Raw genomic sequence first — 23,125 nt, 5'->3', positions numbered from 1 at the left:
GCGGGGCATCAGCGAACAATTATAAAGTAGAGGGTACGATATGATTCTTTTTGACAAACAATTAAACGTCTTTCATTTAAGCAACGATCAAATCAGCTATCTCATACAAATAGAAGAAGGGGGCAATGTGGCACACCTTTATTTTGGAAAAAAAATCGCTCATTATTCTGGCGGCTATCGTTATCCACGTCTTGATCGGTCCTTTTCGCCCAATCCCCCAGACAGCAGCGACCGACTTTTCTCATTAGACACCTTGATGATGGAATTTCCTGGCAACGGCTTCGGAGATTTTCGAGAAGCAGCTTATAGGATTCGCCAGTCTAACGGTAGCCGAGTCAGCCATTTTGTCTTTAGTGATTACCAGATTCAACAAGGCAAACCCGCCCTAGCAGGATTGCCTCAGACCCATGGTGCCGTCGACGGGATCGAAACACTGATTCTGTCCTTAAAAGATGATGTGACGGGACTCGAACTGCAGCTGTTTTACACGATTTTCGAGGATGCGGCAGTGATCGTCCGCTCAAGTAAAGTAATCAACCACGGAAACCAGCCTGTTACGATCGAGCAGCTGGCGAGTCAAGCGCTCGATTTTCCTAACCGTCCCTTTGATTTGATCCACTTGCCGGGGGCATGGGCGAAAGAACGCCAAGTCACCCGAGAACCAATCAATCGCGGCATCAAGCGTTTGGACAGCAAGCGTGGTTCCAGTAGCCATCAGCAAAATCCCTTTGCCGTCATACTGGAACCTAATGCTACGGAGTTTGCTGGGGAGTGTTTTGGTTTTAGTTTGCTGTATAGTGGCAACCATGAAATTATCATCGAAAAAGATCCTTACCATCAGACTCGTGTGATCATGGGGATCAACAGCCATCAATTTGCCTGGCAATTGCCGCCAACTGAAAGCTTTCAAGCCCCAGAAGCCGTGATTGCTTATAGTGAGGCTGGCTTGAACCAGCTGTCAGCCACCTATCATGACTTTTATGATGAGCATTTGATTCGGGGCAAATACAAAAAGCAAGAACGGCCGATCCTGATCAATAACTGGGAAGCAACGTACTTTGATTTCAATGAAGAAAAACTGGATGCCCTCGTTGATGAAGCGAAGGAGCTGGGAATCGAACTGTTTGTTTTGGATGACGGCTGGTTTGGTCAGCGAGAAGATGACCAAACCTCATTAGGCGATTGGTTTGAAAACGAAGGCAAGCTAGCTTCTGGCTTGGCAGGATTTGCCCAAAAAGTCCATGACAAAGGGCTGCAATTCGGGCTTTGGCTGGAACCAGAAATGATTTCTGGTGACAGTGAACTAAACCGACAGCACCCTGATTGGCTGTTACAAGTACCCAATCGCAAGCCAGCGCTTAGCCGCAGTCAGTATGTGTTGGACTTTTCTCGACAAGATGTCAGAGACCATCTCTATCAGCAATTATCCCAACTGTTTGATACGGTTGCCATCGACTATATCAAATGGGACATGAACCGCAGTCTGTCGGATGTCTATTCCTTGCTCCTCGATCCTGCCCAGCAAGGGGAGGTCGCGCATCGCTATCTGCTGGGCTTGTACGAGTTCCTCGAGAAACTGACCACTGCCTATCCGACGATCCTGTTTGAAGGCTGTTCTGGCGGTGGCGGGCGTTTTGATGCCGGTTTCTTGTATTATATGCCGCAGATTTGGACCAGCGACAACACCGACGCCATCGCCCGCTTGAAGATCCAGTACGGTACCAGTCTGGTCTATCCGCCATCCACCATGGGGGCGCATGTCTCAGCGATCCCGAACCATCAGACCCAACGGGCAACGGATCTAGCGATTCGCGGCAATGCTGCGATGTCCGGCTTGCTAGGCTATGAGCTTGATTTAACACAGCTGACAGCAGAAGAAAAAGCGCAAATCAAAGAACAAATCACTTTTTATAAAAAACATCGTCGCCTGCTGCAGTTGGGCCGCTTTGTTCGACTGCTCAGCCCTTATGAAGGCAATGACGCCGCCTGGCTGTATGTTTCTCCAGATAAAAAAGAAGCGATCGTCTTTTACTTCCGAGTCTTAGCCGAAGCCTCTGCACCATTGGTTACTTTAAAGCTGGCTGGTCTTGATCCTGACCTCACCTATCAAAGCGGGGGAGAGAGCTTCGGTGGCGATGAATTGATGCAACTCGGGTTATATATCGATCCTCATTTAGCAGGGGATTACGCCACGCAGCGGTTTCATTTTGTTGCAAAAGTGCCCCACGAATGAAAAAAGCGTTCCGTCAAAACATGCTGTTTTGACGGAACGCTTTATTGTGCTGCCGCAAGCTTTTGGCTAATGATCGGCAACTGAGAGGCTATTTTAGAACAAATGATTTATTTTTTTCTCGAGAAGTCGTATGATGAAGGAGGAGGCAGGCAGTTTGCTTCTGACAATCAGTAAGAGGAGGGTGTTCAACATGGACGAACAGCCACTAGCGAATGAAACAGAAGAAGGGTTGATTACTGCAGGATATCGGAAGTATCGTGGTGAAGCGATCGATATTTATTACAACAAAGAGATCTGCACCCACAGCGGTAATTGTGTGCGGGGCAATCCCGCCATTTTTGAAGTTGGACGGCGTCCCTGGGTGATTCCTGATAATGGGGAAGCAGCCCAAGCGGCACAAGTGATCCATACCTGTCCAAGCGGTGCATTAAAGTATGTGTTAAAGGAGGAACAATCATGGAAATCTTAGAAGAAAATGCTCGATTTGTGTTAAAAGACGGTGACAAAGAAATTGGTGAAATGACGTGGTCGGAAGCGGGCGAAACGCGCTTGATCATTGACCATACCTTTGTCGATCCCGCTTATCGGGGCCAAGGTCTGGCCGAAAAATTAGTGGCAAAAGGGGTGGAAAAAGCCCGCAAAGAACAAAAGAAAATCATTCCTTTGTGTCCCTTTGCCAAAAAAGAATTTGAACGCAAACCAGAATATGCCGATGTTTGGGACCAATAAATCAACCAAAACAACCCCCACCAACTCAAGAGGCTCTCTTTGAGGTGGTGGGGGTTGTTGTATGACTGATCAATGTTGGAATTGAGCATGGTACAGGCGATAGTAATAGCCTTGTTCTGCCAGTAATTCTTCATGGGTTCCTTGCTCCACGATTTGACCGGCATCCATTACAAGGATCTTGTCTGCTGCTCGAATCGTTGATAACCGATGGGCGATCACAAAGCTGGTTTTGCCTTCCATCATTTTCAAAAAGGCATCTTGAATTTTTTTCTCAGTCAGAGTATCAACCGAACTGGTTGCTTCATCCAAAATCAGCATTGGTGGGTTACTGATCATCGTGCGGGCAATCGTCAATAGCTGTCGTTGTCCGTCAGAGATCTTGATGCCTTGATGACCGATCGGTGTATCTAGTGTTTCTGGTAAGCGCATCACATATTCATACATATAGGCATGCTTTAGGGCATCATAGATTTCTTCATCTGTGGCAGTGTCATTTCCGTATTGCAAGTTTTCTCGTAAAGAGGCATCAAAGAGCCATGTATCTTGCAAGACCATTCCGAAGCTTTGCCGTAATTCTTCTCGTTTCAACTGACGAATATCGGTGCCATCGATCTTGATCGCGCCTTTATCGACATCATAGAAACGCATCAACAAATTGACCAACGTCGATTTACCGGCACCGGTTTTTCCGACGATTGCGACGGTTTCTCCAGGTTTTGCAGTAAAAGTGAAATCTTCGATCAATTTTTGACCAGGATCATAAGCAAAAGACACCTCCTCAAAGGCAATCTCGCCTTTGATCTCTCCCAGTGATTGAGATTCTTGATCATCGGCTGTTTCTGGCTCTTGATCCAACAGCTCAAAGGTTCTTGAAAGTCCAGCCAATGCCGTTTGGATCTGGGTCGTAATTCCTGACAATTCAATGAATGGTTTCGAAAACTGACTGGAGTAGATCGTAAAGCTGGAAATCATCCCAACCGTGACAGCACCTGAACCAGAAAAGTAAAGCAGACCGCCGACAAAGCCGACTGACAGATACGCCAAATGATCGACGAATCGTGAAAGGGGATTGGTCAAAGAAGAAGAAAACTGTGCCTTTTGCCCCCGGACATTCAATTCTTGGTTGATCGTTTCAAAACGGTTTTGGTTGATGGTTTCTCGATCAAAGGCTTTGACGATTTTTTGATTGCCGATCATTTCCGTAACAAAGCCAGAAATTTCGCCGACGATTTCTTGTTGCCGAGCAAAATGCGATTGTGACGTTCGTGCCACGATCCAGTTGACCAAAAAGATGATCGGGGTCGAAACCAATACGACCAACGTTAAGGGCACACTCATTTGCAGCATGACGACTAAGGCGATCAAGACGACCGAAATACCAGAAAACAGCTGGTTGAAGACTGCAGCGACGGCAATGGAAATATTATCCATGTCATTGGTAAAACGACTGACGATGTTGCCGTGGGAGTTTTGGTCATAATAGCGCAAAGGCAATGTATTGAGATGCGCAAAACCTTTTTTGCGCAAATCGGCGACAGATAAATACGCCACGCGGTTACCCAGTCGCTGGATCAACCATTGACTGACCACAGTCACTAAAACCACTCCGGCAAACAGAAGCAAAATACGATAGAGAGTGCTAAATTGCACTTGATCAGCACCTATCAGCTGATCGACGGCTTGACCAATCTGATACGTCATATAAACCGAGGAGACGCCAGCAGCAATCCCGAGGACAACTGCTGCCCAAGTTTCCTTCGCATAGGCAGTCAAATAAGGGAGGTAGCGACGAAAGGCCGACCAATCGAATGATTTCTTTTTCATGCTTCTTCCTCCTCTGCCTGTGATGCGACGATTTCTTGGTATTCTTTTGAAGATGCCAACAGCTCTTCATGGGTCCCTTTGCCTACTAAATTCCCTTGGTCTAAGACTAAGATCTGCTGCGCATCTTGAATGGAGCGAACCCGTTGAGAGATAATGATGACCGTGCCACGAATGCTTTCTTTTAAAGCCATCCGCAAATCAAGATCGGTTTGATAGTCAAGGGCACTTAGAGAATCATCCAAAATCAAGATATCTGGTTTAGCGATCAATGCTCTGGCAATCGTTAACCGTTGTTTTTGTCCCCCAGAAAAGTTCTTGCCCCCTTCAAAAATCGGGGTATCCAGTTGCTGCGGCAAGGCTTCAACGAAGTCGCGGCTTTGAGCGATTTCGAGTGCTCGCCAACACTCTTCATCGGTGGCCTCTTTTTTGCCCCATTGCAAGTTTTCTCGAATCGTTCCCGTAAACAGCACGGCGGTTTGAGGCACCATGGCGATTTTTTGGCGTAATTGCTGTAAAGGCCATTTCCGCACATCGTGTCCGTCAACGATCACTTTGCCATCTGCCACATCGTAGAAGCGGGGGATCAATTGGGTCAAGGCAGATTTCCCACTCCCGGTTGGTCCAGTGATACCTAAAATAGACCCCGGCGCGACTTGGAAATCAATGTTTTTCAAAGCTAATCCGTATTCTTTTGAAAAGCGGAAATCAACATGTTCAAAGCGAATCGCTCCGACGTTGTTTTTCGGCTGATCCATAAAGACTTCTGAAAGTTCATCGCCGATCGATGGCTCAGTGGTTAACACTTCGTTGATCCGTGAACCTGATGCTGCCGCACGGGTAAAGATGATCACTAAGTTGGAAACCACGATCAATGCTAAGAGCATTTGATTCATGTAATTGACCAGTGCCAGCACTTGTCCTTGCTGCAAATTGCCTATATTGACTTTGAATCCACCGATATAAAACAACGTGATAATGCCGACATTCATGATCAAGGTGGTGGCAGGCGTCAATAAAGCAGACAGGTTTGTCACCCGTAAATAGACATCACTTAAATCATCAGTTGCCTTATCAAAGCGTTTCGTTTCCGTTTTTGTGCGGGCAAAGGCACGAATCACCCGAATCCCGCTTAAATTTTGACTAACTAGCTCATTCAACTCATCTAAATGGACTTGAACTTTCTTATACAATGGCACGGTTTTGGCGATGATCCAGAATAAGACGATACAAAAGAGCGGTAAAACGAGTAGGAAAATCAAGCCAGCTTGCCAATCAATGACAAAGGCCATAATCACAGAACCGATACTTAAGAAGGGCGCCCGGACAACCAGCCGAATCAGCATCGCCAAAGCAATCTGCATCTGATTGATGTCGTTGGTCATTCGAGTAATCAACGTATCAGTACCGAATAAGTTCAGTTCGCTATGGGAAAGGGTGTTGATTTTTTTCATCAAGCGATTGCGTAATTCTGTCCCGAATCCTTGAGAAGCGACGGAAGCATAATACTGACAGATGACGGCACAGATCATCCCCAACACGGACATCACGATCATCCAGATCGTCATTTCAACGACCTTCGACCAATTGTTTTGCCGTAGGCCCTCATCGACTAAAGCGGCCATCTGTAAAGGCAGGACCAATTCAAACACCGCTTCTAAAAATTTGAAAAACGGACCAAGAATAATCTGTTTGCGATAATCCTTGGCGTAGCGTAACAAGCTTATCATAAAAAACCTCCTAAATTATTGCGGATGAGCGGACTTGTTCATCCTCATGAGCTTATGAGTGAACTTCAGCAAGATGTTCACTGACTAAACAGGCAAAAACCAAACTATCGGTCCATTCCCCCTTGTTCCACCAGTCTTGGATAAAATGTGCTTCTTGGCGCAATCCAATCCGTTGGCAAAGCTTGGCTGAGGCCTGATTGCGGGCATCTAGCGTCGCTTGGACCCGATGGATCTTCTGACTGGCAAACAACCAGTCCAACAACTCTTTCAAGGCTTCTTGAGCAAACCCTTGTCCGCCAAATGACGGATGGAAGGCATAGCCGATTTCAACGGAAGACGGCTGACCAGTAGACCACACCGACAAATCGCCGATGACCGTTTGATCGTGTAGTACCGCCAAAGAAAGACCTGCTTGGTCCGTCAAGGTGTGCTGTTGACATTTTTTGGCAAAAGACGCCGCTGCCGTTTCTGTCTGCCAAGGCTCATGAAGTAAGAAACGGCAAACTTCCGCTTGCTGATAAATAGCAAAGGTATCGGCAAAATCACTTTCTTGAAACGGACGGATCGTTAACCGTTCACTTTCCATACATACCATAGACAGCCTCCATTTCTTTAGGGACATCTTACCATAGAACGAAATAGCCGAAAACATTATCAGAAAAATACAACAACTTTCTTGTAAAAGAGTGTAAATTTCATGAAAATTCTTTCTTTTACAATTAGAACTTGCCAGTTGCTGCCTATTTACCACGCCTGCCAGCGGGCAAGAAAGGTTTTTTGCCAATCCCCCAAGGGCAAAATCACTCGCTGCATTTGAAAACGGTAGGTTTCCCCTTTATAAGTAAAGCGAATCGGGACGAGCATCCCTACAACAGGATCTTTGTGCTGTTTTTTTAGCTCAGCAAGCGGCACGATTTTGTGCTGCAGGACTTTTGTCGAGAAAAGATTCAATGCCAAAATCGTCAATTGCTGATCATCTAAGACGAGCAGGGTACGGCTGGTGATGGCATTGAAGGACTGCCATTTTGCATAGCCGATCACAGCTCCTTCCGTCAAATAGGGGGCTGCCAACGCTTGGAAGGTTTTTTTATTTAAAAGAAACATGGGTAGAAAACTCCTTATAAGTAAGAATTGTTTTAGGCAGAGTGTCAACCATCATCGAACAGCGTGAAGACGCTTAGTCAGTTGTAAATGGCTGCAGCATCCGCCGAACTTTTTCAGTATACGCCTGTTTGAGGGCTAACGGTTCGATTTCTTTGATGGTTGGCCCAAATTGCAAGAGAAAGTCAGCTAGAAAATCAAGCTCATTGTCGGCAATGTGTCCTTCTAAGCAAAGCTCACTAGGACGTTCCACCACTGCCATATCAGGATATTTTTCTTGCCACAAGCGTTCCTTTGCCGATAGATCAAAGCGGATGTGATAGCCCAGTGTTTGTGTCAACACTTGTTGCTGCAGCTGTTTTTCAGCTAACTGCTGCAAGGTATAGCCTGTTTTTTCAGTCGGAGCAAGTCCCTGCATTGCATCACAGCGATAGCGGCGAAAGGCCTGCTTTTGACAATCAAAGGCCAAACAATACCAGTAACCAGCACGAAAATCCAGCTGATAGGGTTGTACGGTCTTGTACGTTTTTTGATAACGCTGATAGGTAAATTGGATGACCTGTTCTTGTACGATTGCTGAAAAAAGCGCTGAGAGGATCGGTGCACTCGTCAATTGAGGCACCCCTTGAAATGAAACCGCCGTCTCCATTTTTTCTAACCAGTCGGTATCTCCTTGATAAAAAGACTGCAAAAGTTTTCGCCGCAGCCCTTGATAGCTCCGATCAAAAGGAGAATCGGACAGTTTTTGTAAGAGCTGTAAAGCAAAGAAAAGGGTATAACGTTCATTTTTGTCAAAGTACAAGGGGGTCAGTTGATTTTTTAAGATCTGATAGCCGCCATAACGACCGGTTTCTACCACGAGAGGCAAGCCCAGCTCTTCCAACGATTGGACATCGCGGACGGCTGTGCGTTTTGAAATCGCAAAGGTTTCCATCAAATCAGCTAGATGAAAAGTGGTTTTTCCTTGTAAATACAATAGCTCCTGAGTTAAACGTTCTGATTTTTTCATTTCTTTCTCCAATGGTGCCAAGTTTTGGCAATATTCACAGTTACACTTATGGTAACAAGAAAAGGAGGAACCAACAAATGATCGAACCAAAAATCGCTTTATTTTTGACCTTAGACGGCAAAGCCCAAGAAGCCATCCACTTTTATCAGGAAACATTAGACGCGACCCTCTTATTCGCCATCACCAACCAAGAATATCAAAAAAAACTTGATCCAACGCTGGAGATTCTTGCAGGTCAAGAACAGTATCTTTCTCATTCCATCCTACAAATCGGAGATTTCCAGTTGCAGCTGGCTGACAATCCATTGATCGAAGGGGAGCCCATTCAAGCAGGGAATCACTTATCCTTGAGTTTGACGATAGACGACACCAAAACAGCTCAAAAGCTTTATCAACGACTAGTGGAAAAGGGCAGTCAGGTGATCCAGGCACCTAGTGAAAATCCGTTTGCGTTTTTTTATGCAAGTGTTCGCGATCCATTTGGTGTAATTATTCAGCTTACTGTCGAAAAAGAAGTTGATCCATCAAAAAAGGGTGAATGAAAAAAATCGTTTTTTAATAAAATATCCATAGAAGTTGACTAATTATCCAGCTTTCTTTCATCATCAGAATTATTTTTAAGGAATGTTTAAAGGACTTCACAGAAAAAGAATAAAACTTCTTAAAAAAATAGGCGGATCGCAAAAATTCTGGTACAATCGGGGAGAGCAATTCAGGAGAAATGAAGGAGGCACTATGGATAGAAAGACGAGATATAAACAGCAAAGAGCCCACAAAGCGCGCAACAAACGCGTGATTATTGGAGGAATCTTTCTTTTCGCCATTGCAGGCATCGTTTTATTTGCCGGCTATACGTATTATGCAGCAAAAAATTCAGTGGATAAAATGTTTAAAGAATCCGCTGTAATCAGTTCCAATAAAAGTAAAGAAGACAACTCATTGAAAGCTTCTGACGTGAATTCAAAGTTTGGGATCTTGCTGATGGGTGTCGATAATGACGCGGAACGTGAAAAGACAGAACATTTGGACAGTGCCCGTACCGACAGTTTGATTTACATGGTATATGATGGCGAAAACAAGAAAATTGATATGGTTAGTCTCCCTAGAGATATTTGGACCAATATTTATGATGGAACAGGAACTGGGACAATTGCTACTACAGCCAAGATCAATAGTGCATTCACGATTGGTGAGGAAGACGCAACGATTGAAACAGTCCAAAACTACCTGCAATTGCCAATTGACTATTACGTAAACATCAATTTTACAAGTTTTGAAAAAATAATCGATGCGATTGGCGGAATCACTGTTGATGTGCCTTACGACATCAACAAGAAATATACTTCAGACAACACGGGAGAAACGTTGATTCCAGAAGGACGTCAATTGTTGAACGGTGAACAAGCCTTGATTTTTGCCCGTATCCGGAAAATGGATACTGATGTGGATCGAGGAAACCGTCAGCAAGAAGTTATTGAAGCAGCGATCCACCAAGCTTTGAAAATCAATAATGTCACCAAGTACCAAGAAATTTTAGATTCTGTCAGCGAAGATGTGAATACAAACTTTAAGTTTGAAGACTTAGTATCTTTGGCAGGCAATATGTTGTCTGGATTCGATATTCAAAAACATACCTTTGAATGGTACGATGGGGAATCTTATGATGGACAATCGATCGTATATATTCAAGACTATTCTTACAATGAAATTCGTAACGATATGTTGAAAGCATTAGGTCAAGCGCCAGCAGATACACAAGCAGATGTCAATACAGAAGCCCAAACCGGCGTAGGTACCGATACAGGAAACGAGACAGGTGCAGGAACTGGTGACGGATACGGCTCGGATGTCGTTGATGACGGAACCGGCTACTAATCAAGAGAAAAAAGTCAGGAACATTCCTGACTTTTTTTATACCCTCAGACCTTTAAAAATCGATTGAAAACAAGTTCAGTCTCTCAAGCCGCTTTCGTTTGCATCTCAGAAGTGCAGTGCTATTCTTAAGAAAAGAGACAACTTGTTGCAGCAAGTCATACACTGGGGGAGGAACCATGATGGAAAAACAGCAAGAACAAAAAGCCCGTAGAATCGTTTTGCTAACCCACGTCTTAGGGTTGATCATGAAAGCCATCGGCTACTTCTTTAGCGGCAGTGCTGTCTTGATGAACGAAAGTATCCATAGTCTGATCGATTGCATCAATCAAGGACTTCTAGCCATCGGTGAAAACCGAGCACAGCGAGGACGCAGTGAACTGCATCAGTTTGGTGAAGGACGAGCGACCTATTTTTTTAGTACCGTAGTTGCCATGACAGTTTTTTTAGGCGGTGGGATTTTAGCGGTTGTTGAAGCCAGCCGTGATCTACTAGACCCAACCCACGAAGTGGAACAGCTCCAGCTGGTGGCAGCGATCTTATTTGTCAGTTTGTTCATTGAAGTGACGGCTGTACAAGAGGGATGGCAAGAAGTCAAAGAACAAAACAAGCAAAACCAGCCCCTCGTCCGTTTCTTAAAAGAAAGCCGCGATTCCGATCTGCTTTTAGGCTTCACGGAAAATTTGTTTGCCTTAGGTAGTGTGACGATCGCCATCGCAGGAATCTCATTGACTGCTTTGACAGGCAATCCGGTATTTGATTCCCTCGGGGGCATTTTAGGTGGATTGTTGTTGATAGCTGCTGCTGTCTTTTTAGCCAAAGAATTTTATAGCCTTTTGATTGGCGAAGGGGCATCCGCATCAGATTTAATGGCGATCAAACAAATTTTAGCCAACCCTGCCATCATTCAAATCAAAGATTTACGAACCCTCCATCTAAGCCCAGAGGAACTTTTGATCGTCGCCGACCTTAGCTTGAAACTAGCGCCGGATGAAGAACCAAGCACGTTTATTGATACCATTGAGCAGCAAATAAAGCAGGCTTTGCCTGAACTGAGGGTCTATTGCTATATCGAGAGTGAGGAAATTACCTCTTAAAGTAGAATAAATACGAAGCATTCTTCGGTTGGTGATTCACAATTCAACCCAGGAATGCTTGTTTTGGGTAGTGGTGAGCTCGTGTTGAATGAACACAAAGGATCAATGGCTTGTTTTAACTTTAGGCTTTTTTGACGATCAGGAATTAGATTGTAAGCGGAAAGATGCAGCGGTTTATCTATTTTTTTAGCAGTAAACAGTTTTTTTGTTCAAAAGTTTGTGTTTTTTTGTTAAAATAAAGTAAGGACAGTGAGCGATCTCTTTTTAAAGTTATTTTTTTGCTAGAGTTGTAACATTGTAAATCACAACATAGCGAAAGCTCAGGTTATTAAGAAAACGCCGAAACGAGTGCCTGTTTGCCATTACTGGCATGCTGTCAAATCGACACCAAAAGCTGAGGTGCTAATTTTGTCACGACTGTTTTTTTACTTTACTTGTGAAGCAAAATCCTTTGCGAACATCTTCATCCATGATAGGTTAGAAATAGGCCGAATGGTTTTTTCACAAAGTACGTACATAGAAAGATCACTTGCGACTACCAAAAAAAGTTACTTCACTGCTCGCAAAATGATCGATGCTCATCACACATACCTTTTCCCTCAGCCAGTCAATCTGCGCTTGCTTTTCTTATTGGTTATATTCCCTTCAATCAGCAATTGCCTGAACCGATTAAAAATCAAAAAATGACTGTGCAAGGTATCTGTACCGATTTATCCCTTCAGAAACGTGGAAACCCTCGGCAAGAAGTTTACAATTAAAAGGAGGAATTTGATGGAAAAATTTTACCAGCAAAAGACTGAAGAGACCTTGAAACATTTTGAAAGTGACCGCAAGCAAGGCCTAAGCGGGAAAGAAGCCGACAAACGCTTAGAAAAATACGGAGAAAACACGATCCAGCAACAAGAATCCCTTTCTGTATGGGAATTGCTGTGGCATAACTTGAACAACTTGATTGTTTATCTCTTGCTAGCAGCTGCGTTACTCTCTTTTGCGATGGGGGAAACGGTTGAAGGAATTGCAGTATTGATTGCCGTGGTGATTGCTGTAATGACCGGTTTCATTACAGAATTGCGAGCACAAAAATCAATTGATTCACTTCAAAGCATGATTTACACTACCGCAAAAGTGATTCGTGATGGAGAAGTAATGGAGATCGAGTCGGCAAAAATCTTTCCAGGCGATATTCTCGTTCTGGAAGAAGGGGATGCCATTGCGGCAGATGCCCGCTTACTTGAAACGAGCAACTTTGCCTGCATCGAATCAGCGCTGACCGGTGAGTCAGAAGCTGTTGAAAAAGATGCACGAGAAACTTATGAAGAAGATGTTCCATTAGGCGATCGCCGCAATGTCGTTTTCGCAGGAACTGCGGCAACTCGGGGAAATGCCTATGCAGTAGTGACAGAAACCGGCATGAAGACCGAGGTTGGAAAAATCAGTGACATGCTGACGGGTGACAAAAAGCGTCAAACGCCGTTAGATATCGAATTGGACAAGCTTGGAAAAGCAATCATTATTGCAGCGCTCTTTGCTGCTGTGGCAGTTTTGGTCGCAGGTATTTTGACGAATCAGCCATTTGTCGAAATGATCCATATTTCGATTATTTTAGCGGTCGCAGCCATTCCTGAAGCAATGCCAGCCGTTTCGACAATCACATTGTCTCGAGGCATGCGGACGATGGCCGAGCACAAAGCACTCGTCAAATCGTTATCTGCCGTCGAGACTCTTGGCGCCACCAGTATCATTGCCAGTGATAAAACGGGGACGCTGACAGAAAACCAAATGACGGTTGCCGAGATCATTTTAGGTTCTGGGGAAATGTTCAAAGTGACAGGAAATGGGTATGAACCCAACGGAAAATTCTATAAGGCAGACTCGGATGATAATTCCGAGATCGACGCAACCAATCATGATGCACTGCAAGGGATGGTTGCAAATGGCGCTTTATGTACCACCGCCACTTTACGTGAAAACGAAGGGCAATACGAGATCCTCGGTGATCCAACGGATGGGGCGTTTGTTGTTTTAGGTCAAAAGATCGGCATCGATCGGCAAAAAGAGCAGGACAGCGGGCTGAAGAAAATCGCAGAAATGCCCTTTGATTCCGACAACAAATACATGGTGACCGTGTATGAAGGAGAGCAACGGACATTGATCATCAAAGGGGCACCAGATGTCTTAATTGATTTAGCTGATGCTGATGCCACTGAAAAAGAACAACTTCATGAATACAATGACACGTTAGCCAGTCATGGGCAGCGGGTGATCGCTGTCGGTTGCATCAAGGATTATCAAGGTGGGACGGACGAAGCAGAACTGAAAGCAGCATTACAGGAAATCAAGATCCAAGGCTTTGCGGGCATCGTCGATCCGCCACGAACAGATGTCAAAGAGGCAGTGAAGGTCGCCCAAGAAGCGGGGATCCGAGTGAAGATGATCACGGGGGACCATCCGAAGACCGCATCAATGATCGCCAAAGAAATTGGCTTAAAAGATCATGAAAAAACCATGACAGGTCGCGAGATCGATGAATTGGCAGGGCAGGAAGGCTTTAACGAAAAAATAGAAGAAGTCGCTGTCTTTGCTCGAGTCTCTCCAAAAAATAAATTACAACTTGTGGAAGCCTTGCGTGAAGAAGGCGATATCGTTTCTATGACTGGCGATGGCGTTAACGATGCGCCGGCACTCAACGGCGCCGATATCGGGATCGCCATGGGGATTCGTGGGACAGAAGTAGCCAAAGAATCTTCCGATATGATTTTAACTGATGACCGTTTTGGAACAATCGTCGATGCCATCAAAGAAGGACGCATCATTTTTGACAACATAAAAAAATATGTTTCCTTCCTGTTCTCTTGTAATATGGTTGAGATCGTGACGATCTTTTTAAGTGTCATCTTCTTGATGCCAATGCCGATCCAACCGCTGCATATCCTTTTCTTAAATCTAGTCATCGATATTGCGCCAGCAATGGCGTTAGCCTTTGAACCAGCAGAAGACGATATCATGAAACGTCAGCCACGGTCGAAAGCTGATGGCCTCGTCAACAAACGCTTCTTAGGACGCATCATTTTAAGTGGTGTTGTGATTGGTTTGGTGGCGTTTGGCTTCTTCAATTTCTTGATGTTGACGGATCACGAGTTGCTTTATGCACAAACAGCGACCTTTACCTTTATGGCAGTAGCACAATTGATGCATATTTTCAACGTTCGTAAGAGCAGCGGTTTTGGCTTAGACAAAACTCTCTTGAAAAACAAACCGTTGATGGGGGCATTGCTCCTTTCCGTAGGTTTGCAGCTTTCAGCAGTCTATGTACCGTTTATGAATGAGCTATTAGACACGATGCCAATTCAAGCCGGCACGTGGGGGATCATCTTCGCTGCTGCAGCGATCTCTACACTGATTGTGATGGGCTTGAAGAAACTCTTCCAATTAAAATAAAATAAATTATCCAGTATTTTCTCAATACCGGAGTAACGAAGACCCGCAGCCTAATGGCGCAACTTCGCCAAAGGATTCTTGATTCGATCCTTGATGAAGTTCGCCTAGCTGCGGGTCTTTTTTGCTTACTCTTTACAAGCAAAAGAAAATGATTTATACTTGACTAGTCAACAGTTGACAAGTCAATGATGAAAGGAGCGGTTTATGCAATGAATTTACGTGAGCTAAGCGGATTGCTGTATCGGATGAAAATCGTGAATCAAGAATTAACGGCGATCTTTGAAAAAGAGACTGGCTTTAGTCTGACCCGTTATCAGTTGCTGCAGTTTTTGAATGAGCAAGGACGCTGTACCCAAAATCAAGTACAGAATGAATTGAAGATCGATAGTGCAGCGGTCACCCGGCATTTGAAGATTCTCGAAGAAAAACAATTTGTGACACGGGAACGAAACAAAGACAATAACCGCGAGATTTTTGTTTCTTTGACACCGAAAGCACAAGCCGATTTGGCTAGTTGTGCTTCAAAGCATGCCAGCTCTGAGGAGTCGTTAGGCATCAATTTGACCGAAGAAGAAGAAGCACAGCTTCTAACATTACTTATGAAATTAGTTCCATGAAAGAAGGCAAACCCATGACAGAATACAGCAATAACAATTTTTCAGAGATCACCTTTGGCCGAAAATCGGTTCGTGTCTATGATGAAACCTACAAAATCCCACATGAAGAAATGTTGACCATGATCCAAGAGTCAACGACAGCACCTTCCTCAGTCAATATGCAGCCTTGGCGTTTTGTCGTTGTGGAAAGCGATGAGCAAAAAGCAAAATTGAAACCGTTGATTCGTTTCAACGTCCGACAAAATGATACATCTTCTGCAATGGTCTTGATTTTTGGCGATATGCTTTGTCATGAACTAGGAGAAGAAATTTATAACAAAGCAGTAGCAGAAGGCAAAATGCCAGCGGAAGTACGTGACCAACAATTAGCAGCGATCATTCCTCATTACGAAAATCTTACAAAAGAACAAATGAATGATGTGGTGAAGATCGACGCTAGTTTAGCAGCGATGCAATTTATGTTAGTTGCGCGGGCGCATGGCTATGAAACCAACCCAATCGGCGGCTTTGAAGCAGATCAATTAGCAGAAGCTTTTGGCTTAGACAAAGAACGTTATGTTCCTGTCATGATCCTTTCAGTCGGAAAAGCCAAAGAATTAGGCTATGAATCCGTTCGGTTAGACGCAGAACAAATTACGACATTTCTATAAGAGGAGGGAAAACGATGGAAATCATCAATGCAACGTTTTACATCAAAGAAGAAAAGCGGGCAGATTTTTTAGTCGCTGTTACCCCATTAATAGCATCGGCAAGAACTGAGGATGGCTGCCACGGCTATCATCTCTATGAATCATTGGAAGAGGACAATCGGTTTGTCATGGTCGAAAAATGGGCGAATCAAGAAGCGATCACCGCCCACAATCAAAACCCGCTGCTGCAACAATTATTCCAGCAAATGCCTGACTTCGCAGCCAAACCGAGCGAGATCATTGTCGCTCAACAAGGAGAATAAAGATGACGATTTTATCGACGATTTTAATTGTACTGGTTGCCTTAGAGTTTTTCTATATTCTCTATTTAGAAACATTTGCCACTACGTCCAAAGCAACGGCGCGGGTCTTCAATGTGACGAAAGCAGAACTTGAACGACCGATCGTTGTGACCTTGTTCAAAAACCAAGGGGTTTACAATGGACTCATTGGTTTGGGGTTACTGTATAGTATTACCTTTGCTTCAGCACCATTGGAAATCAGTCGCTTGTTGCTGATCTACATTATCTTAGTAGCTGCATATGGCAGTGTGACTAGCGACAAGAAAATTATTTTGACCCAAGGCGGTCTAGCGATCCTTGCCTTGCTGTTCACCTTTTTTTAACCAATAAAAGAAGAAGCCCCCTAATCTAAGAAAGCCTTTCTATACAATAGAAGCTTTCATAAATCGGGGGCTTTTAATGTTTGGGCAAAGAGTACTCAGAACGTGAAAAAAATGATAGGATAAGAGAAGGGACTAACGATTTTCTGGACGTAAACTGGTTGCCGCAAATAAGGCTTTTACTAGAATGGGTGTTAAGATCGCAGCTGTGATCACCTCAGAGATTCCATTCGTTATAGCAATTCCACCGAGGGTCACGAATAAAGCCGAAGCATCGACACCATAGGTATTGGCAACTAAGCCAGTATATAAGGTTCCCATTAGGGTTAAGACCAAAACTGTATTTGTGATGGTCCCAAAGATTGCTGCAACAATCGAAGCAGCGACGACTTTTTTGGTCTTTTTGTAAATGATCGTAAATAAGAGACCAGCCACTAAGCCAACCAACACACGGGGGACCACCGAGATGATTGGGTTGGTGAAAACGGCAATGTCCAAGGGCGTTGTCGGGGAGGTAAACGCACGGATCATGGTAAAAAGACCCCAGACTAAGCCGATGAACATCCCGTCTTTTATCCCTAAAACGATGGCAGCGACGATCACCGTGATATGGATGATCGTTAAACTAGTGATACCGATCGGAATAAATCCAAGGAAAGGTACCATCGTCTGTAAAATAATAATAGCAGTCAAAATGGCACGAATGACAAGGCGATAGGTTTTGCTTTTTGTATTCATTGTAAAAACTCCTTTTTTTATAATGACACTCGTGTCATTTTTAAGTTAGGTTGATTATACAACAAAATGACACGAGTGTCATTAATAATGTGATGAAAGGAGCCAAAAAAATGGCGAAGAAGCAGCAGAGCGAATTGACTACAGCGGAAAAGAAAAAACAACAAAAGCGTGATTTGATTCTTGAAAGTGCCAAAGTCGTCTTTAGTAAGAAAGGTTTGATTGATGCGACAATGAAGGACATTATCGAAGAGTGCGGCATTAGTCGCGGCGGCATTTATTTGTACTTTCGTTCGGTGGATGAGATTTTTTTGGCAGTGTTAGAGCAGCGTTCCAAACGAAAATTTGATGATGTACGAGAGATGATCATGGAGCAAGTACCCTTTGAAACGATTTTAAACAAATATTTTTCCGACCATCGCAAGCGTCTACTCCACAGCATTTCTGACGGTATGCTGCGAGCCGTCTACGAGTATTACTATACGCATAAAACCGAAGCCTCCAGTTCACTGCAGCAAGCTCAACTCGCTGAGACGAAACGGACGATCCATGAGATTTTTCAAGTGGGCGTTCAGCAAGGTGTATTAAAAGATGAAAACTTGGCAGTGATTGCAGAAAACTATATGTTCGTGATTGAAGGATTAGGGATTTTGGCTCTGACCGGTCACATCACAGAACAGACCATTGATGACCAAATCGCCGTAATGAGACAACTACTCCCTTATCGTGAATAACACAGACAAAAAAACTCGCTCTTTTCTAGAAAACACTAGGAAGGAGCTTTTTTCGTCTGTTTATAACTTTGTGAATCAAGCATATTTTGCAGAAAATTAATGTAATAAAAGTGAAATCTACAACATTATTTATTTTTCTTAAGAAAAAGGACTTTTTCTATGAAGTTTTCTTGAACAGTTGATACATAGGGATTCACTCGGCGTGTCGGTGGGATAGGAGTGGGGAACATGCAATAAAAAAACAGAGCTTATTTATGTAACTAAAATGTAAATCGCTTACGGATTGGGTTTGTTGCTGAACTATGGTAAAATGAAAATGGTCAAATAAATGAAAAAAAAGTTTTAAAATTGAATTTGGAGGATCAGATGAAGAAGAAAATCTTTGCAACAGTGTGTATGTGCGGCATTGTATTGTCATCATTCGGCGGACCTGTGACCGTTTTTGCTACGAATCACGATCAATTGATCGAACAAAAAAATAACGAAATTGATCAGTTGAGACAGCAACGTCAAAGCGTACAAGGGGAAATTGACGGATTGTCTGCAGAAATTGATTCGTTAAATCAAGAAGCAGCAATCATTTTAGCGCAGCAAAGTGATTTGTTGCAAGCGATCGAAGGATTGGATCAGGAAATCAGTCAGTTAGAAGAGCGCATTGCCAAACGCTCAGAAAACATTGAAAAGCAAGCCAGAGAAACACAAGTTAATGGAAAAGGCGACCATTTTCTAACAGCGGTACTAGAGGCGGACTCTGTCAGTGATCTAGTCGGTCGTTTGCATGCGATGACGACGATCATTCGAGCGAATAATGAAGTGATCGAACAGCAAAAAGCCGACCAACAAGCTGTTGAACAAAAGCGTGCGGAATCACAAGAAAAAGTGGCAGAATTGCAAGCAGCACAGAGCCATCTGGAAGCACAAAAAGGTGTTTTGGAAGCAAGCCAAGCAGAATTAAATGTCTTAGTTAGTAATTTAGCCTACGAAGAAGCAACGAAAGAAGAAGAAAAAGAACAGCTGCGTGCGGAAAAAGAAGCCTATGAAGCGGAGCAAGCGAGAATTCGTGAAGAAGCTGCCCGAGTAGCTGCTTTACAAGCCCAAGCGGAACAAGCGGCGCAACAGCAGGCAGAACAAGCTGCAGCGGAAGAAGCAGCCTTGAATGAAGCAGCTGTTCAAGTAGAGAGCACAGAACCTGACGTAGAAACAGAGAGCCCAGCGCCAGTGGAAGAGCCAGAAGCACCAGCAGAAACGCAACCAGAGGAAACGCAAGAATCTGAACCGGTTGAAACACCAGAGGTTCCAGAGGAAACACCAGTAGATACACCAGAAATTCATGAGCCAGAAACACCAGTGACACCTGCAGCACCGGAGACGCCAGCGGACAGTGCACCTGCAGTTCCTGCACCAACGCCAGCACCGACGCCAGTTACACCAACACCGGCGCCAACGCCTGCTCCGTCACCTGCACCGATCGTGACGCCGCCAGCACCTTCTGCACCAGCATCAACAAATGGTGCTGCAATCGTGGCAGAAGCCTATAAGCATATCGGAAAAACCTATGTGTGGGGTGCCAAAGGACCGGACAGCTTTGACTGTTCTGGGTTTACTCGCTATGTCTTTTTACAAGTAACAGGGAGAGATATTGGTGGATGGACGGTGCCACAAGAAACAGCCGGTACAGTGATTTCCGTTAGCCAAGCACAACCAGGAGATCTTTTATTCTGGGGTTCATCAGGTAGCACCTATCATGTAGCCATTGCTTTAGGTGGCGGACAATACATTCATGCACCACGCCCAGGACAAAATGTTTCTGTTGGCAGCACCGCTCATTTTACACCTAGCTTTGCAGTAAGAATGTAAGAAGTAGCTAGCTGTAGTTTTAAGGAGAGACAAATGGAAGAAAGAAAACAACTTCGTTATCGTGCGAAGAAACAAAAAAGAGGGCTTCTTTACCGTAAAAGTGCGGCGGCAACCGCTGCACTTGTTAGTACGGTGAATATTTTGCCGATGAATGTTTTAGCAGATACACTCGAGTCAGCAGAAGCCCAAAATGGTGTTCAAGTAGTTGAAACAGCAGAGTCAACCCAAGACACATCGACGCATGATTCAGTGAGCATTGTAGAAGATCAAGAAGTGAACGAGGGATCACCAGCAACTCAAGATAGTACCGATCCATCAGAAGCTGAAAGTGCGGATGGAGTAGACATCCAAGAGGTACCCGAAAATGCACCAGCAGATGATGCTTCTGAACAGAATGAAGCAGAAACCGATAGTGATATTCCTGTTCTGTCAGAAGAAGAGCGGATCGCCATTGAAACGAAGGTCATGCCCAACTACAATAATCCAATGGCACGTTCCAACAATCAGCAAGCATTTATTCAGCAAGTAGGACCAATGGCACAAGAAGTTGCCGGGGCAAATGACCTCTACGCTTCGGTCATGATTGCCCAAGCGATCTTAGAATCAGGTTGGGGGCAATCCACGCTGACCACTCTTGCAAATAATATGTTTGGTATCAAGGGATCTTACAATGGACAATTTGTAGAGATGCAAACCATGGAAGATGACGGGAATGGCAATCTCTATCCGATTATTGCTAGGTTTCGTAAATACCCCTCATTAAAAGAATCTTTTCAAGACAATGCGCACGTTTTGAGAACTACCTCATTTTCGCCGGGTGTTTTCTTCTACCATGGGGCATGGAAGTCTAATACAAATTCTTATCGTGACGCGACTCAATGGCTGCAAGGACGTTATGCCACCGATACTTCTTATGCAAGTAAGCTAGACAACTTGATTGAAACGCACAATTTGACCCAGTACGATACATCAAGTGGTGGCGGTTCAAATGATAACAACAATAACAATTCTGAGCAGGCGATCAATAAGCAATTCAGAACAAATGCAGCACTCAATATCCGTTCGGATGCTTCCACTAGCGCCTCGATCGTTGGTTCATTGGCTGCCAATGCAACATTTGAAGCAGTAGCGCAAAAAACTGGTACCAGTGTGAACGGCAATACGACGTGGTATCGAATTCAAGGACGTGGCTGGGTAAGTGCTGCTCACGTGACGGAGATCTCATCGAATACGGGTGGGAATGATAACAACAATAATAATGGTAACAACAACAATGCCGAACAAAGCATCAACAAAGAGTTCCGCACAACTGCTGCCTTGAACATCCGTTCAGATGCATCGACTAGCGCTTCTGTTGTTGGCTCCTTGGCAAGTAATGCGACATTTCGAGCAGTCGCTCAAAAGACGGGAACGAGTGTCAACGGAAACAATGTGTGGTATCGAATTCAAGGACGCGGCTGGGTGAGTGCTACGTACGTGACAGAAGTGAACGCTGGAAGTAATAGCTCTGAGCAAAGCATCAACAAAGAGTTTCGTACAACCGCAACATTGAATATTCGCTCTGATGCGTCTACCAGTGCCAGAATAGTTGGTTCTTTGTTAAACAACTCCTCTTTTCGCGCGGTTGCGCAAAAGACCGGAACCAGTGTGAATGGCAACAACGTCTGGTATCGAATTGAAGGGCGTGGCTGGGTAAGTGCAGCGTATGTTCAAGAAACGAACACTTCCTCATCAAACAGCACCACCTATACCGTACGTTCGGGAGACACTCTATGGGGCATTTCGCAACGCTACAGTGTGACTGTGAATCAGTTGATGCAGTGGAATAATCTTTCTGGCTCATTGATTCTTGTAGGACAGCGTCTTGTAGTCCGTAGATAAAATGAAAAAACATCTGGAACCATTTTTGCGGCTATTTGCCAAAATGGTTCCAGATGTTTTGTTTATTCTTCTTTGAAGCTGTTCATGATCGCTGTTAGCTCGTCTTTTGAAGAGTCGTATAAGCTTTCTAACGTCCAACCATACAACTGAACATAATTATTGTCGGTTTCAAGTACATAATAAATATAGTGGATATTTAGCCCTTCAACTGTCGCTGGGAAATCAACGAAATAGGCCTTCGTGTCAGGAATTGGTAAAAAGGTGGCGGTCGTATCGAAGCTTGTTGCCAAATTTTCTTGAACCAATCCGAGATAAGTTTCTAAATCGGCAAAATCTTGTTTCGATTCAACGACTGCAGCTAAGTATTTCGTTTCTAACGCATCTGACAACATGAAATCATTGTCAGGATTCAATGAAGTGAAATCGGGTACCTCTTGCCAATTACTAGGCAAATCGATGGTATAGTTTGTTCCACTCACGCCTGTGATGGTTTGTTCCGAACTCGGTAAAGCCGCTTCGCTGGAAGAGCCCGTCGATTCTTGCGCGACTTCTGTTGACGAAGTCATAGATAAGCTTGTAGCGCTTGCATTTTCCGTGCTTTCTGAAGCTGGTTTCTCCTCTTTTGGCGTACAGCCAGCAAAAAGAAGTGTGAACCCCAATAAACTAAAAACAACACTTTTTCTCATTATTCTCACGTTCCCCTTTGTTTTCTATTTTCAAATAACCAACATTATTTAGTTAATCGTATAATAGGAAAGGAAATAACGCAATAAAATATTCTCAGTTACTGCATGAAAAGAAAAAAATAAAGGATTGTTAAATAATAAATTTAAAAAAATGAAGCCGAAATAACTGACTGTTACCGCTTATTTTCACTTTTTTCTTAGATTGATGCAAAAGTTGATTATAAATACGGGGCGACTTTTGCTATGCTTTAGAAAAGAAAGGAAGCATTAAAAG

21 protein-coding genes are annotated in these 23,125 nt (G+C 44.0%); 14 read left to right on the top strand and 7 right to left on the bottom strand.

The window, feature by feature from the left end; genetic code table 11:
- Window positions 1-40: 40 nt before the first annotated feature.
- The 3 genes from IGJ12_RS11075 (at window position 41) to IGJ12_RS11065 (ending at window position 2,962) form a co-directional block, all read left to right on the top strand.
- Complete coding sequence (locus IGJ12_RS11075) at window positions 41-2,233, top strand: alpha-galactosidase (protein ID WP_430619030.1); 2,193 nt, start codon at window positions 41-43, stop codon at window positions 2,231-2,233.
- 190 nt (window positions 2,234-2,423) lie between these two features.
- Window positions 2,424-2,702: a (4Fe-4S)-binding protein gene (locus IGJ12_RS11070; protein WP_430619029.1), complete on the top strand. Its 279-nt coding sequence runs from the start codon at window positions 2,424-2,426 to the stop codon at window positions 2,700-2,702.
- A complete protein-coding gene (locus tag IGJ12_RS11065) occupies window positions 2,690-2,962 on the top strand; it encodes a GNAT family N-acetyltransferase (RefSeq protein WP_430619028.1) in 273 nt (90 codons plus the stop codon). The genes IGJ12_RS11070 and IGJ12_RS11065 overlap by 13 nt, the downstream gene beginning before the upstream one ends.
- Window positions 2,963-3,031: 69 nt before the next feature.
- On the opposite strand, the gene IGJ12_RS11060 is transcribed toward IGJ12_RS11065, so the two are convergent.
- From IGJ12_RS11060 to IGJ12_RS11040, 5 genes are all read right to left on the bottom strand, one after another.
- Window positions 3,032-4,786, bottom strand: a complete 1,755-nt coding sequence (locus IGJ12_RS11060) for an ABC transporter ATP-binding protein (protein WP_061054371.1) — start codon at window positions 4,784-4,786, stop codon at window positions 3,032-3,034.
- Entirely contained in the window at window positions 4,783-6,513 is a 1,731-nt protein-coding gene (locus IGJ12_RS11055; protein ID WP_430619027.1) for an ABC transporter ATP-binding protein, read from the bottom strand. Before IGJ12_RS11055 ends, IGJ12_RS11060 begins: the two co-directional genes overlap by 4 nt.
- Window positions 6,514-6,565: 52 nt before the next feature.
- Window positions 6,566-7,108, bottom strand: a complete 543-nt coding sequence (locus IGJ12_RS11050; protein ID WP_034878476.1) for a GNAT family N-acetyltransferase — start codon at window positions 7,106-7,108, stop codon at window positions 6,566-6,568.
- 149 nt (window positions 7,109-7,257) lie between these two features.
- A complete protein-coding gene (locus IGJ12_RS11045; protein WP_016621521.1) occupies window positions 7,258-7,617 on the bottom strand; it encodes a hypothetical protein in 360 nt (119 codons plus the stop codon).
- 73 nt (window positions 7,618-7,690) lie between these two features.
- The gene (locus IGJ12_RS11040) at window positions 7,691-8,623 is read right to left on the bottom strand and encodes a helix-turn-helix transcriptional regulator (RefSeq protein WP_430619026.1); all 933 of its coding nucleotides are present in this window, start codon (window positions 8,621-8,623) and stop codon (window positions 7,691-7,693) included.
- Between the two features lie 77 nt (window positions 8,624-8,700).
- Between IGJ12_RS11040 and IGJ12_RS11035 the strand changes: the two genes are divergently transcribed.
- From IGJ12_RS11035 to IGJ12_RS11000, 8 genes are all read left to right on the top strand, one after another.
- Window positions 8,701-9,165, top strand: a complete 465-nt coding sequence (locus tag IGJ12_RS11035; RefSeq protein WP_042890471.1) for a VOC family protein — start codon at window positions 8,701-8,703, stop codon at window positions 9,163-9,165.
- A 193-nt stretch (window positions 9,166-9,358) separates the two neighbouring features.
- Window positions 9,359-10,498, top strand: coding sequence for an LCP family protein (locus IGJ12_RS11030; RefSeq protein WP_430619025.1), 1,140 nt, complete (start codon window positions 9,359-9,361; stop codon window positions 10,496-10,498).
- 176 nt (window positions 10,499-10,674) lie between these two features.
- Complete coding sequence (locus tag IGJ12_RS11025) at window positions 10,675-11,592, top strand: cation diffusion facilitator family transporter (protein ID WP_144330518.1); 918 nt, start codon at window positions 10,675-10,677, stop codon at window positions 11,590-11,592.
- 771 nt (window positions 11,593-12,363) lie between these two features.
- The gene (locus IGJ12_RS11020) at window positions 12,364-15,030 is read left to right on the top strand and encodes a cation-translocating P-type ATPase (protein WP_430619024.1); all 2,667 of its coding nucleotides are present in this window, start codon (window positions 12,364-12,366) and stop codon (window positions 15,028-15,030) included.
- Window positions 15,031-15,239: 209 nt separating this feature from the next.
- Window positions 15,240-15,647: a MarR family winged helix-turn-helix transcriptional regulator gene (locus IGJ12_RS11015; RefSeq protein ID WP_008378808.1), complete on the top strand. Its 408-nt coding sequence runs from the start codon at window positions 15,240-15,242 to the stop codon at window positions 15,645-15,647.
- 14 nt (window positions 15,648-15,661) lie between these two features.
- Window positions 15,662-16,297: a nitroreductase family protein gene (locus IGJ12_RS11010; RefSeq protein ID WP_008378805.1), complete on the top strand. Its 636-nt coding sequence runs from the start codon at window positions 15,662-15,664 to the stop codon at window positions 16,295-16,297.
- Window positions 16,298-16,311: 14 nt separating this feature from the next.
- Window positions 16,312-16,599, top strand: coding sequence for a putative quinol monooxygenase (locus IGJ12_RS11005; RefSeq protein ID WP_275626590.1), 288 nt, complete (start codon window positions 16,312-16,314; stop codon window positions 16,597-16,599).
- A 2-nt stretch (window positions 16,600-16,601) separates the two neighbouring features.
- Entirely contained in the window at window positions 16,602-16,961 is a 360-nt protein-coding gene (locus IGJ12_RS11000; protein WP_275626591.1) for a DUF1304 domain-containing protein, read from the top strand.
- Window positions 16,962-17,093: 132 nt separating this feature from the next.
- On the opposite strand, the gene IGJ12_RS10995 is transcribed toward IGJ12_RS11000, so the two are convergent.
- A complete protein-coding gene (locus IGJ12_RS10995) occupies window positions 17,094-17,696 on the bottom strand; it encodes an ECF transporter S component (protein WP_430619023.1) in 603 nt (200 codons plus the stop codon).
- A gap of 110 nt (window positions 17,697-17,806) precedes the next feature.
- Here IGJ12_RS10995 and IGJ12_RS10990 point away from each other — a divergent pair, with 110 nt between their 5' ends.
- From IGJ12_RS10990 to IGJ12_RS10980, 3 genes are all read left to right on the top strand, one after another.
- A complete protein-coding gene (locus IGJ12_RS10990; protein ID WP_005225615.1) occupies window positions 17,807-18,427 on the top strand; it encodes a TetR/AcrR family transcriptional regulator in 621 nt (206 codons plus the stop codon).
- Between the two features lie 366 nt (window positions 18,428-18,793).
- Window positions 18,794-20,284 (top strand): NlpC/P60 family protein, encoded by a 1,491-nt coding sequence (locus IGJ12_RS10985; protein WP_430619022.1) that lies wholly within the window; start codon window positions 18,794-18,796, stop codon window positions 20,282-20,284.
- A gap of 33 nt (window positions 20,285-20,317) precedes the next feature.
- The gene (locus IGJ12_RS10980; RefSeq protein ID WP_430619021.1) at window positions 20,318-22,165 is read left to right on the top strand and encodes a glucosaminidase domain-containing protein; all 1,848 of its coding nucleotides are present in this window, start codon (window positions 20,318-20,320) and stop codon (window positions 22,163-22,165) included.
- A gap of 62 nt (window positions 22,166-22,227) precedes the next feature.
- On the opposite strand, the gene IGJ12_RS10975 is transcribed toward IGJ12_RS10980, so the two are convergent.
- The gene (locus IGJ12_RS10975; RefSeq protein ID WP_005234960.1) at window positions 22,228-22,851 is read right to left on the bottom strand and encodes a hypothetical protein; all 624 of its coding nucleotides are present in this window, start codon (window positions 22,849-22,851) and stop codon (window positions 22,228-22,230) included.
- Between the last annotated feature and the right edge of the window lie 274 nt (window positions 22,852-23,125).

The organism is Enterococcus sp. DIV0802b, from assembly GCF_050543535.1.
GTDB classification, from domain to species: Bacteria; Bacillota; Bacilli; order Lactobacillales; family Enterococcaceae; genus Enterococcus_D; species Enterococcus_D entomosocium.
The sequence above is the reverse complement of the archived record's forward strand: the minus strand, read 5'-3'. Positions and strand labels throughout refer to the sequence as shown.

Bases quoted from the DNA above. Each gene is read 5' to 3' on its own strand.
- IGJ12_RS11070 (WP_430619029.1), top strand. From the start codon at position 2,424: ATGGACGAACAGCCACTAGCGAATGAAACAGAAGAAGGGTTGATTACT.
- IGJ12_RS11020 (WP_430619024.1), top strand. From the start codon at position 12,364: ATGGAAAAATTTTACCAGCAAAAGACTGAAGAGACCTTGAAACATTTT.
- IGJ12_RS10975 (WP_005234960.1), bottom strand. From the start codon at position 22,851: ATGAGAAAAAGTGTTGTTTTTAGTTTATTGGGGTTCACACTTCTTTTT.
- IGJ12_RS11010 (WP_008378805.1), top strand. From the start codon at position 15,662: ATGACAGAATACAGCAATAACAATTTTTCAGAGATCACCTTTGGCCGA.
- IGJ12_RS11030 (WP_430619025.1), top strand. From the start codon at position 9,359: ATGGATAGAAAGACGAGATATAAACAGCAAAGAGCCCACAAAGCGCGC.
- IGJ12_RS11025 (WP_144330518.1), top strand. From the start codon at position 10,675: ATGATGGAAAAACAGCAAGAACAAAAAGCCCGTAGAATCGTTTTGCTA.
- IGJ12_RS11045 (WP_016621521.1), bottom strand. From the start codon at position 7,617: ATGTTTCTTTTAAATAAAAAAACCTTCCAAGCGTTGGCAGCCCCCTAT.
- IGJ12_RS11060 (WP_061054371.1), bottom strand. From the start codon at position 4,786: ATGAAAAAGAAATCATTCGATTGGTCGGCCTTTCGTCGCTACCTCCCT.
- IGJ12_RS11055 (WP_430619027.1), bottom strand. From the start codon at position 6,513: ATGATAAGCTTGTTACGCTACGCCAAGGATTATCGCAAACAGATTATT.
- IGJ12_RS11015 (WP_008378808.1), top strand. From the start codon at position 15,240: ATGAATTTACGTGAGCTAAGCGGATTGCTGTATCGGATGAAAATCGTG.
- IGJ12_RS11075 (WP_430619030.1), top strand. From the start codon at position 41: ATGATTCTTTTTGACAAACAATTAAACGTCTTTCATTTAAGCAACGAT.
- IGJ12_RS10980 (WP_430619021.1), top strand. From the start codon at position 20,318: ATGGAAGAAAGAAAACAACTTCGTTATCGTGCGAAGAAACAAAAAAGA.
- IGJ12_RS11050 (WP_034878476.1), bottom strand. From the start codon at position 7,108: ATGGTATGTATGGAAAGTGAACGGTTAACGATCCGTCCGTTTCAAGAA.
- IGJ12_RS11040 (WP_430619026.1), bottom strand. From the start codon at position 8,623: ATGAAAAAATCAGAACGTTTAACTCAGGAGCTATTGTATTTACAAGGA.
- IGJ12_RS11000 (WP_275626591.1), top strand. From the start codon at position 16,602: ATGACGATTTTATCGACGATTTTAATTGTACTGGTTGCCTTAGAGTTT.
- IGJ12_RS11005 (WP_275626590.1), top strand. From the start codon at position 16,312: ATGGAAATCATCAATGCAACGTTTTACATCAAAGAAGAAAAGCGGGCA.
- IGJ12_RS10990 (WP_005225615.1), top strand. From the start codon at position 17,807: ATGGCGAAGAAGCAGCAGAGCGAATTGACTACAGCGGAAAAGAAAAAA.
- IGJ12_RS10985 (WP_430619022.1), top strand. From the start codon at position 18,794: ATGAAGAAGAAAATCTTTGCAACAGTGTGTATGTGCGGCATTGTATTG.
- IGJ12_RS10995 (WP_430619023.1), bottom strand. From the start codon at position 17,696: ATGAATACAAAAAGCAAAACCTATCGCCTTGTCATTCGTGCCATTTTG.
- IGJ12_RS11065 (WP_430619028.1), top strand. From the start codon at position 2,690: ATGGAAATCTTAGAAGAAAATGCTCGATTTGTGTTAAAAGACGGTGAC.
- IGJ12_RS11035 (WP_042890471.1), top strand. From the start codon at position 8,701: ATGATCGAACCAAAAATCGCTTTATTTTTGACCTTAGACGGCAAAGCC.